General features: G+C 42.8%; 8 protein-coding genes. 2 read left to right on the top strand and 6 right to left on the bottom strand.

The genetic code is table 11. The features are described from left to right. The 4 genes from AACT52_RS02025 to AACT52_RS02010 all read right to left on the bottom strand — a co-directional run. Nucleotides 1-958: tetratricopeptide repeat protein (locus AACT52_RS02025; RefSeq protein ID WP_143172976.1), on the bottom strand; the 958-nt coding region annotated here is incomplete at its 3' end. Between the two features lie 636 nt (nt 959-1,594). After that, nucleotides 1,595-2,098 (bottom strand): phosphate-starvation-inducible PsiE family protein, encoded by a 504-nt coding sequence (locus AACT52_RS02020; protein ID WP_073635883.1) that lies wholly within the window; start codon nt 2,096-2,098, stop codon nt 1,595-1,597. 443 nt (nt 2,099-2,541) lie between these two features. Beyond that, nucleotides 2,542-3,609, bottom strand: a complete 1,068-nt coding sequence (locus AACT52_RS02015; protein ID WP_073635880.1) for a catalase family protein — start codon at nt 3,607-3,609, stop codon at nt 2,542-2,544. A 296-nt stretch (nt 3,610-3,905) separates the two neighbouring features. Further along, entirely contained in the window at nt 3,906-5,468 is a 1,563-nt protein-coding gene (locus AACT52_RS02010) for a peroxidase family protein (protein WP_073635879.1), read from the bottom strand. Nucleotides 5,469-6,257: 789 nt separating this feature from the next. Between AACT52_RS02010 and AACT52_RS02005 the strand changes: the two genes are divergently transcribed. Further along, the gene (locus AACT52_RS02005) at nt 6,258-6,947 is read left to right on the top strand and encodes an ATP-dependent Zn protease (protein WP_073635878.1); all 690 of its coding nucleotides are present in this window, start codon (nt 6,258-6,260) and stop codon (nt 6,945-6,947) included. Here AACT52_RS02005 and AACT52_RS02000 read toward each other — a convergent pair. Both AACT52_RS02000 and AACT52_RS01995 read right to left on the bottom strand, forming a co-directional pair. Next, on the bottom strand, nt 6,932-7,960 hold the full coding sequence (locus AACT52_RS02000) for a GGDEF domain-containing protein (protein WP_073635877.1): 1,029 nt from the start codon (nt 7,958-7,960) through the stop codon (nt 6,932-6,934). The two genes, AACT52_RS02005 and AACT52_RS02000, sit on opposite strands and share 16 nt — an antisense overlap. 810 nt (nt 7,961-8,770) lie before the next feature. Next, nucleotides 8,771-8,980, bottom strand: a complete 210-nt coding sequence (locus tag AACT52_RS01995; RefSeq protein ID WP_073635876.1) for a heavy-metal-associated domain-containing protein — start codon at nt 8,978-8,980, stop codon at nt 8,771-8,773. Nucleotides 8,981-9,227: 247 nt separating this feature from the next. On the opposite strand from AACT52_RS01995, the gene alaS reads away from it, so the two are divergent. Continuing rightward, nucleotides 9,228-11,867, top strand: coding sequence for an alanine--tRNA ligase (gene alaS, locus AACT52_RS01990; protein WP_073635875.1), 2,640 nt, complete (start codon nt 9,228-9,230; stop codon nt 11,865-11,867). Nucleotides 11,868-11,944 lie beyond the last annotated feature (77 nt).

Below are 11,944 nucleotides of genomic sequence, written 5' to 3'. Positions count from 1 at the left end.
AAGCATAAGCATAGTTGGGGTTGAGTTGGATGGCTTTGTTGTAGGCGGCTATTGCTTCATCCAGTTTTTTCTGGTCACTCAGCGCATTGCCCAGATTATTGTAAGCATAAGCATAGTTGGGGTTGAGTTGGATGGCTTTGTTGTAGGCGGCGATCGCCTCATCGAGTTTTTTCTGGTTCCTCAGCGCAATGCCCAGATTGTTGTAAGCATAAGCATAGTTGGGGTTGAGTTGGATGGCTTTGTTGTAGGCGGCGATCGCCTCATCGAGTTTTTTCTGGTTCCTCAGCGCATTGCCCAGATTGTTGTAAGCATAAGCATAGTTGGGGTTGAGTTGGATGGCTTTGTTGTAGGCGGCTATTGCCTCATCGAGTTTTTTCTGGTAATACAGCGCATCGCCCAGATTGTTGTAAGCCGTAGCATCCAGCTTTTTTGGATCTGTGGGTATATTTTCCGCGTTACCGGAATCATTAGAATTTTTAGGGTCGATTTGGATTGCTTTGCGGAAAACTGCAACTGCTTCATCCACCTTTTTTTGGTCATACAGCAATAAACCCAGGTTTTTATAAGCAAGAGCAAATTTGGGGTCGATTTGGATCGCTTTGCGATATGCAGCAACTGCCCTGTCGAATTTCTTCTGATCTGCTAGCGCTACGCCTATGTTGTGGTAAGCACGAACATCGTTAGGGTTGAGTTGGATAGCTTGTTGGTATGCGGCAAGTGCCTCATCCACTTTCTTTTGAAAATACAGCGCTTTCCCCAGGTAAAAGTATGCGTAAGCATCTTTGGGTAACTGTTGCAGTACTTTACGCCATATCGCTTCGGCTTTTGAGTAATTACCGTCATTTTGGGCGGTAATGCCTTGCTGATACAACTGATCAACTGTTTGGGCAGTTACCAGTAGGGGAGTTGTAGCCAGAGATAAACTTATAAATAGAGCAAATAATGTATTTTTTTGCACAATGCACCTAAATACTTCATAATGTTTTAGGCTTTATAACATCTGGCAGCGTTTTCATTCACCCAGTCGCAATTTCTATCCGGAATGTTCCGCAGGAATTAAAATGAATTTTTTTATTTTTTTATATAGCAGATGTAGTATTTTAGTTTTAAGTATAGAGCAATTTTGTTGAACATAAAACGGTAAAAGTCCGCCCAGGGAACTTTGAGGGATACATAGTAAGCAGTAAGTAAAAAATTTCACAAGTTCGTAGCGTTATGTATGCCTGAAACGAAAGTTGGTAGTAAGAGGTCATTTATAAAGTAAACATAAAATTCTTGTAGGGTGTGTTAGGCGCAGCCTTTAGAGGATGTCTGAGAAGTCAAAAATGTCATGCTGTTAGCGTAGCTCCTCGCTCTACGAGGCACGGAGCGACAGCGTAGTGAAGCATCTCGAACCACAACGAAAAATTGGGATTCTAAGCGCCAAAGGCGCACGCTTCGCGTTCACGAAGTGTGCGCTTTGCGCTTACGCTCCACTTCGTTACGCTCAGAATGACAAAATATACCTTGCTTAAAGTTTTCAGACATCCTCTAACGCACCGACATTAAGATGGTGCGTTAGGCTAAAGCCGTAACGCACCCTACTTAAGATTTACTAATCAGAAGGTAAGGAATTTTCAGCCAGCGATCGCGTTTTTCCTTCTATTTTTTCGGAGTTACTAATTCTAGTGTTTTCCAAAACATGAGGCACCCAAGGTAAAGCGACAAAAATTACCCCTAAAACGACTAAAAATACAGAAATTCCAAAAATTTGATCACGAGGAATTTCGAGGACACCGCGTAAAATAACTTCTCGCAAAGCAGAAACAATGGTAATTTCTACTGCTGCTCCTACGGATATTTGTTGTACTTGCAAGTAATCAAGTAACAAGCGAAATAACTCTACCAAAATCAAAATGAACAAGATATCAGATGTTACTTGCCGTAAATCCAATGGATGCAAAAAAGAGGAGAACATATCTCCCAGTCGTATAAGCATCACACAGAATAAACCAAGGCATAGAGAAATAATGATAAAGTCTTGAAAAATCTCCAGGTTACGTACAATTCTATCTCGCTGGAACAAATTGTTTAACCCTGTAATCAGCCGTTTTGGCATGGTATCTCCGGACAGTGTAGGTTCGTCCAGATCCATGATAAGCAATTTCAAATTTAAAATTAAAATCCAAAACGACAAAATTTGGTTTTGATAGTAATTTCAGTAAATAAACGGAGTCAATGACAAAAAAATATCATTTCTACGAATTAACTGAGTATAAAAACTAAAAAGCCTGCCTAAGCAGACTTTGTTTGTATATAGCAATCTTATTTCATTTGTGAAAATTGATACTAAGTTGCGGCTCAATTACCTCACCCCGCCCTCCGGGCACCCCTCTCCTTGGTAAGGAGAGGGGCAGGGGGTAGTTGCAGCTATGAACGCAACTCGGTATGACCTCCTTCAGATCCCCGACTTCTTTAAGAAGTCGGGGATCTTATTTGTTCACGAATCCTCAACGGACTGCTATAGCTCCATCGTTCTAATATACAAGCATTACACTAAGACTATTTACTACCAAAAAGTGCAAATAATTCTTCCTCAGTAGGTTCAACTTTGGAAACACCATTCAATTCATGCCGAAGCTGAGAAATTGATTCATATATTTGCTTACGAGCGCGGTTCGTGTTACCTAATGGTTGATGTTCTGGTAAGGAATGCCACGGATTGTAAGATAGATTTTCACAAAACTCCATTTGTTCGCGAGAGTCAAATTTTTGAGGAGGAACTTTGATAGTAGCGACTTTGTAAAAAGGAGATTTCCATTCAACAGATGAATCTTCAATCGGCATTTTTTCAGCATCTGTTTGAAACTGAATCAAAAAATCAAAAGTAGCTCCCTTGCTGTTTAAATGCTCGACCATTGCCTCACGAAGATAGTTGGGAGACTTAGAAACTTGCCTACCCGAAATATTCTCAGCAGAGGGTTTTGCCGAGAATTTAATCGCTCTATCACCGAGTTTGTAGGGCGTCATGCTCCAATATTGAATTTCCAGAGGACTGACAATCTTTTTACTCTGAATTGTCCTGGCAATTATCAATTCTTGCAAGCGCCATTTCAATGGATTGAAACCAGGCAAGAAAAACTTTAATGGTATAGTACCCTTTGCTGCTCTAATAGCAGCAAAAAACTGAACGTAATCCTGGAGATTCCGGATGAGAAATACAGGATGGTTGACCAAAATAAAGTCTTGAGTGTTCTTTTCGTCTTCAATCAGCTTCTCGCCTTTCACACCCAAGAGTTTCACCGCCATACCGCGACCATCACCTTTTGTATCAGGTTGGGCTGCATTTCCTGAAGCATTGGAGAAGCGAATACACGCAGTAAACTTCTTTCCTGGTTCTTTGAAAACGCCAACTTTCATTTCTTCCGGTAAGTTGGTTTCAACAATAAATTCCCCTTGAACACAACCATGATGTTTAGCGTGAGCATCTCGTCGGGCTGGGCGATCGCCTGCTTGATAGTTTTGCTCAATCTGCTGTCTGGTCATTTGTTCAATGGCTTCGATAGCAGACGCCTCGTCTGGTGTTGGATATTCCCTACCAAGTTCTAATTTGCCTTTTTGAGTTTGCATAGATCAGTTTTGGGTAGTGGGGAAGAGAAATTCGTATTTTGCACCGAGTCGTCTCAATACGGTTCGGATAAGACTTGATCCCCCCAACCCCCCGAGGTTCGGGGGGCACCAAACCCCCTTTTTAAGGGGGCAAGGGGGATCTTCCTGAACATGAACATAGTTAACCGAACTGTATTGCGAGTCGTCTATCAATTTTGATTTGGAGGGATTCGTAGTAAGCACTTTAGCGCTAAAGCGCTTACTACAACAAAAGAAAAAAGGCAAAAGATATAGTTTCTCTTTTGACTTTTTTCTTTTTACTGACCTTGGGTCAAGGTTACTTTAAAGCGCTTATTTGTTTGGGGAATATTGCGATGTAGAACATCTGAAAGATTCCGGGTTGTCTGAATAATTTCCATACCAATTGGTGAAAAAGTATTTTCGTTGAAAATATTTTCAGCCAACAGGGGGTTCGTTAATGCTTGCGAAAAAGCATCGATGCCTACCAGTCTCCCAATTAAGGCACCTACAGCAGAGTTCTCGCGCGTGTCTTCAGCGAAGAGTCCTACGTAGAATTCAATGTTGTCTACATGACCGTATAAACGTTTCAGCAGTTTTTGAGCTTCTACATTACCAGTAATCTGGTCGAAATCGGTGACTCGTGGAAACTGACACAATTCGCGGTAATCGTTGTAGCTTGCTAAGCGTGCATCCCTACCCTGTTGGATGCTCTTTAAATCTGTGTCAATCAGGAAGGGTGCGGTGTTAAAAACACCTATTTCTCCAGCAGCTTGATTGGAAGCGTCCTCAAACAAGCGTCCCAAACCCCTACTAGTGACCATTTCCGTGTTCCATTGTGTCTCGGTTATGGCAATTTTATGGCTATCCAAATAAACTTCATTTGGTACTAGACTGTGCCATCGATATAACAAATTAAACTCCAGAGTCATCCAATTTTGCCGATACCACTTTTCATTTGTAAAAGATAATGGATCGACAAAGAATTTGAAGTTGTAGGGGGCAATATGATTAATATATTCTTCAAGAACAATTTTAATTAACAAAACAATGACAATATTTCTTGCTGTTTGAAAGAGTCGCTCGTCATCCCAATCACTATAATGACCCGCTAGAACATCACATATGCGATTGTGTTCTCTTAAGAAAAGGGTGTTCATCATCACGTAGCCAATTTGCACATTGCCCCTCTCCTTACCCATTGCAAACAGCTTTTCTTTTTTAGCTGGCTCTAGTTCATGTTTAGGTAGAATTTCATCGGGAGATTTGAAAAGATATTTGAATTCTTCTTTAACAACTCCGTTCTCAAAATAATAGGGGGGATATTCCTCGCCATTAATCATCTGACTCTTGAACTTACCGCCTTGGTGTGACCTCAGGATGTCGGTCATTTTTTTGTTTAAGCCATACAAGGGACTGACATCAATTTCATGGTTTGAGGTGTTTTTTAAATTATTGGTGCGGTCAGTTCTTAAAAATCCATCCGTAAACCATTGAGCAAAATAGGAAAACAAAAGAGTGGATTTAGAAGACAAATTTGTATCACCTTTTCTTAAGAACAACTCCTTGAGTTCTTCAAGCGAGGGCAGTTTGTTCTCATCTACATTCACAGGTGGTAAATGACGCCCACTCCAAGTTCTATCAGTTAAGGAATCCCATGATGTGTATTCCGCTAATGTGCTTAAAGGATAGGGGCGGGTTTTGCTTTTTTTTATTGCACTATTAATTAGGAGTTTGTTAATGCGTCGCTTCAGGAAGTTGTTGCTTTGGACAATATCCCAAAAGCCTTTAAAATGAGTTAAAACGTAAGACTCTAACTTATTCCTGAACCCGTCCTTAACAGTACTTCTGCCTTCTTTCATAACGATATTCCTATGATTTCGGTGTCTGATATTAGGAAATGAGTTAATTTTCAAGAGAAGTTTAAATATTTCGTTTTCAGGTAATAGCAATAACAAGTTAGCTCACTAGACTAAAAATAGTTAACAGAAACTTTTAGTCGGCTAGTACTTGTATTGTAAAAAGTTCTAACCTTGTTTAGCAGTACCCTTTGGGGTACTCTTTAAAAAGATAATTTCATACACTAAATAAATTCCAGTAAAAAAGAAATTATCCGGAAATATAAGAAAATTTTTAGCTGCGTAGTTATAAGTAAAAGCACCTAAAAAAATATTCAAAAAGCCGATTTCTTTATGAAACAGACGAGTTTCCTAGCCATCGGATAAGCTATTGTGCATTTAGTTTGCACAATTTGGGGGGACTTTCCAGCCCACCCTACAAGAATTTGATTAAAAGATGATGTGCAAATTCTTGTAGGATTTTCAGCTTATTAGATGGCGATCGCCGCAGGCGGGCACTCCGTGCCATCGCACAATCGCCTAGGGCAGTAACGCATGCTGCTCAAGGAATTGATGCCCTGCGGCTGCGCCTAACACATCCTACTACCGCAAGGCGGAAGTCAAAAGTCACGCAGTCAAAAGTCAAAAGTCAAAAGTATTATAAAATGGGCTTTTTAGGGATTTTAAATGGTTGCCCTATTTACGCCGTGACGTACTACGTTTAATTATGTCCGCTTACTTATTTTCTAGTCAGCTAAAATCGACTCATAATAAAAAAAGAGTTAAGAAAGATTAAGCTGAACGATCTGTGGTATGAGCAAAACAGCCTTGAATTTAACAGCAATATCTATTTTTGTGATGACGATGTCTAGTCTTTTGGGACCATTGTTTCACTTGTCACCTACAGTCCCGGCAATTGCCACCTTTGCTGTTTTGGGAATAGCAACTTTCGATGCATTTAGTTTACAAGGGAAAGGCGGAAATTTACTTATAGATTCGCTGGCTGGTTTTTCACCTGAACACAGAGAACGTATCATTCACCACGAAGCAGGACATTTTCTCGTCGCTTACCTGTTGGGTATTCCGGTTATCAGCTATACCTTAAGTGCTTGGGAAGCACTCAAACAAAGACAACCAGGACAAGGTGGTGTGAGCTTTGATGATGGCGAATTAGCATCCCAACTGGAACGCGGTACAATCAGTGCCCAAATAATTGACCGCTACTGCACAATTTGGATGGCAGGTATTGCCGCTGAAACACTGGTTTATAAAAACTCCGAGGGAGGAGTTGATGATAAAAGCAAGCTATCAATGGTATTGACAAATTTAGGCTTTTCTGCATCAGCTTGTGAGCAGAAACAGCGCTTTTGTACCCTCCAAGCCAAAACGCTCCTGCAAGAAAATTGGGCGGCATATCAAGCTTTAGTCAATGCGATGCGACAACGTGCAACAGTTGCAGAGTGTAGGAATGCAATTGCACAGGCGGATCAAGAAACAGCCTGAAGATGTGAAGCCTTACGGAACATATTGCGACTGCAACCAATAACACGATTACGTCCAGCCGCTTTAGCTTGCAACAGGAATTGATCGGCACGTTCCAACAAGCTGGTTCCCTTGGTATCATCTTCTGGTTGTAAACAAGCCGTTCCCACGCTGATTGTAACGTTGATAGCGAGTTTGTTGTTAATTGCGAATGGTTGCTCGCTGACGACACGATTGAGACGACGCGCCACCAGCAGTGCTTCGTCGCAGGTGGTGTTGGTCAGAACAATCACAAATTCCTCTCCACCATAGCGGAAAGGGGTGTCACCAAACCGCAGATTGTGCCGCAAACGGTGAGATAATAGCTGCAACAGGCGATCGCCAACCAAATGCCCATAGCTATCGTTCACTTTCTTAAAATAGTCCACATCCAGAATAATCAACGAGAGCGGAGTTTCACTACTACGGGCTTTTTGAATGTGCCTGGGTAAGTCTCCGTCTAAGGCACGGCGATTCTTCAATTCTGTCAACGAATCAGCTAAGGATATAGCTGTCAACAAATCATTTGTCCGCACCAAATCGCGATACTTCTGTGCCTTACGCAAGCCTACACTTAAGTGAGCGAGCAATAATTGCTCGTTGGCAGTTTCCTCTGCTGGAGGATTGTCTGTTTTTTGCTTTGGTTGCTGCCAAATGTAAGCATCAGCTCCTTGGCGTAGTGCTGCACAAGTCATCTCCAACTCCCATTCCCTGCCAAACTGACTTTTAAAAGCCAGCAACTCAGGAGTATCCTCCACCAGGATACAGTAAATCCAGGATAGCTTTGTCTGTTCTTTCAACCAACGGCAGAGTTCCATACTGCCATCCAAACTAGCCTGTACCACTATGACATCAGGCGGCTTGATTTGGATGCGCGACACCGCCTGATTTACATTAGCGATCGCTTCTACGCTAAAAGTGGATGCATCACGGAGCCGATCTGGAAGTGTGGCGAGAAAATGATCACCTCCGAAGACCAGAATAGATATATTCATTGCTCTGCTTTTTGCCCTATTTCAACTTTAAGGGTGTATTTCTGGTTAGATTTACTGATGCTCCCTGATTACTGATTGTGCCGATACATTAAGAACTGCAAAAAACTCATACCCCCTTGATCTGTCCTACACTCAAAAGGAGTTACTCTTGAGGGCGGACTCCCGACACAAAACGAGTTGATTGGTAGGGCGGTTTGCTCCGGTACTGAGTTTTTTACACCTTTTCCCCTGCCGATATTTTTGGCAACGGGGGGCACTCATTATTCTCTGATATTATCTCACTCTTATGTCTACCATAAATCTGTCATTTTTCGCCTCATGGTAGTTGAGCTTTCTTTATACAATCGCTGTCGTTTCGATTACTGATACAGGATGTCTGCCGTGTAAGCATTTCTTTCAAGCAGTAGAAATACCGAATATTTTATGCAAGTATGAAGCGATTTATCTAATACTTTAGATAGATTTTTGTGAAATTATGGTAAAATCAACAATCTAAACTCTTCCTCGCGTAAAGAACTTTTTGAGGAAAACAAGCGACCCACAAGAGCGTATATTCAATAAACCATAACCTTTTTCCTATATTGCTTGACAATTTGCCAAATGGCTACGTAAAACTACGTAATATTAACTTTTTATAAAAACTGACCCCAACAATTTAACCTGGATTTAAGAGCAGCTCATTCTAGCCACTTCAAAAGAGCAAAGATTGACAGGAATTTTGTGGCGGTGATGCCCTTAAAATCAGGTGTGAAGTATGAATGATGAAATACGAATCAACTACAAAAAACTTCATCATTCATCCTTTATCATTCATCCGTGTTGATAACCTTCCACAGTGTAACCAGCAGCGACAATTGCCTGTTTGATGGACTCTTCAGAAGCTTGTGCTTCCACAGTCACAGTTTTCGCTTTGACATCCACATCCACCTTGGCATCAGATTCGACAGTGTGGATCGATTCGGTAATCGTTGCTGCACATCCATCACAGGCAATATTCGGAACATTGAGTTTTAGTGCCATAATTTACCTCATTAGGAGAATTTTGAAGTTTTTTTCAGTTCTTATTTTAAGAATCGTCAGCACGCTCGCTCATCCTACCAAAGTTAGGTGAATGTGGCATAATACGACAGATAAACAAGCTACGACCTTAGCAACGCTTGGTGGTCGCAAACAGAAACAAAATGCAAAAATGGGGACTAGGGACTGGGTACTAGGTCTTTTCCCAATCCCGAATCCTTAGTTATTGAAACTAATTTTGTAAATACCCATGTCTCACCATCCCCAGTATCTCGGCGGTAACGAAATTCGCGCCTTATTCCTTGACTTTTACGCGCAACGGGGACACCAAATTCTCCCGAGTGCTTCCCTTGTTCCAGAAGACCCAACCGTACTGCTGACGATCGCGGGGATGCTACCATTTAAACCCATTTTTCTGGGACAGCGTACATCGGAATTCAAGCGTGCGACGACTTCCCAAAAATGCATCCGCACCAATGATATCGAAAACGTCGGACGCACCAAACGGCATCACACGTTTTTTGAAATGTTGGGTAACTTCAGCTTTGGGGACTATTTTAAAGAACAAGCCATAGCCTGGGGTTGGGAGTTGACAACAAAAGTCTTTGGTTTACCCCCAGAACATCTTGTTGTCAGCGTCTTTGAGGAAGACGACGAAGCTTTTGAAATCTGGCGTGATAAAATTGGCGTTCCGGAAGCTAGAATTAAACGTTTGAGGGAAGACAACTTTTGGAATTCTGGTCCTACTGGTCCTTGTGGTCCGTGTTCAGAAATACACTACGACTTTCACCCCGAACGCGGCGATGAAAATATTGATTTAGAAGACGACAGCCGATTCATTGAGGTTTACAACCTCGTCTTCATGCAATACAACCAGGACGCAGAAGGGAATTTAACACCACTAGCTAACAAGAACATCGACACCGGGATGGGTTTGGAAAGGATGGCGCAAATCCTCCAAAGAGTTCCCAACAACTATGAAACTGATTTAGTTTTCCCCATTCTTAAAAAAGCAGGGGATATTGCTGGGATAGACTACGAATCGGCTGATGAGAAAACCAAAGTCTCCTTAAAAGTGATTGGCGATCATATTCGTGCCGTCGTCCATATGATAGCCGATGAAATCCGCGCTTCCAACGTCGGACGAGGTTATGTGCTGCGTCGCCTGATTCGTCGTGTTGTGCGTCACGGGAGATTGATTGGGATTGCAGGAGAATTTACTACCCAAGTTGCTGAGAGTGCGATCGCCCTTTCAGAATCAGCTTACCCCAACGTGCGGCAAAGAGAAAACGCCATCAAAGCAGAACTGCAACGCGAAGAGTCTCAGTTTTTGAGAACTTTGGAACGCGGCGAAAAACTGCTTGAGGAAATCATTGCTGAGGTACAAAGCAAAGGCGAAACCCAAATTAGCGGTGAAAGTGCTTTTACTTTGTACGATACCTACGGTTTCCCCCTGGAACTCACTCAAGAAATTGCTGCTGAAAACAACCTCACCGTTGATGAGGCGGGTTTCAATGCAGAAATGCAAAAGCAGGTAGAACGCGCCAAGGAAGCACACAAAACAATCGATTTAACGGTGCAAGGTTCTCTCGACAAGCTGGCGGAACACATCCACGCGACAGAATTCTTGGGCTACACCCAATCTCTAGCGACATCCAAAGTCGAGGTGGTGTTGGTTGGCGGCGTCTCCCAAGAAGAAGCAGAAGCAGGGACAGAAGTACAAATTGTCCTCGACCAAACCCCATTCTATGCAGAGTCGGGAGGACAAATAGGCGATCGCGGTTATATCTCCGGTGACGGCGTTCTCGTGACAATTCACGATGTGAAGAAAGAATCTGATTTCTTCGTTCACTTCGGACGCATCGAACGCGGTACAATCCGAGTAGGAGATGCTGTGACCGCACAAATTGATCCAGCTAATCGTCGTCGCGCCCAAGCCAACCACACCGCAACTCACCTATTGCAAGCAGCGTTGAAGAAAGTTGTTGATGAAGGGATATCCCAAGCAGGTTCCCTTGTCTCGTTTGACAGGTTGCGGTTTGACTTCAACTGTCCGCGTCCTCTGACACCAGAAGAAGTGCAGCAAGTTGAGGAACTGGTGAACATTTGGATTGGCGAAGCACACTCTGCCAAAGTGGAAACTTTGCCCTTAGCAGAAGCAAAAGCCAGAGGTGCTGTTGCTATGTTCGGGGAAAAATACGGCGAAGAAGTACGGGTGATTGACTTTCCTGGCGTATCAATGGAACTGTGCGGAGGAACGCATGTCAGTAATACTGCGGAGATAGGCGTTTTCAAAATCGTCTCGGAAGCAGGTGTAGCGTCGGGAGTGCGGCGGATTGAAGCTGTTTCTGGTCCTGCTATCTTAGATTACCTGAATGTCCGTGATAAAGTTGTGAAGGATTTGAGCGATCGCTTTAAGGTAAAACCTGAAGAACTACCAGACAGAATTACCACTCTGCAAAACGAACTCAAAACCGCCCAGAAGGAACTGGAAACCCTCAAATCACAGCTAGCGATCGCCAAATCTGATAGTTTGCTGCAAACAGTCGAATCGATTGGCGATTATAAAATTCTCGTCGCCAAGATGGAAGACGTTGATCCAGAGTCCTTAAAAACCGTAGCCGAACGCTTGCTGCAAAAAGTCGGTAATGGTGCGATCGTCCTGGGTTCTGTTCCAGAAGAAGGAAAAGTCAGCTTAGTTGCTGCTTTCAGTCCAGAAGTGAACAAAAAAGGTTTGCAAGCAGGGAAGTTTATTGGTGCGATCGCCAAAATTTGTGGTGGTGGCGGTGGCGGAAGACCAAACCTTGCACAAGCAGGCGGACGCGATGCGAGTAAATTGCCAGAGGCGTTGGAACAAGCGCGGAGTGAGTTGAAGTCCGCGTTGGGTTAATTGTATTTTCTTGTGGGGCAGGCATCTTGCCTGCCTAAAAACTTTAGATGGCTGTTGAAAAGTAGCCACAAGGGTTT

The sequence above is a fragment of the Scytonema sp. HK-05 genome (assembly GCF_963872035.1).
Lineage (GTDB): Bacteria > Cyanobacteriota > Cyanobacteriia > Cyanobacteriales > Nostocaceae > Kalymmatonema.
Note: the sequence above shows the minus strand (reverse complement) of the source record. Positions and strands in the feature narration are given on the sequence as shown.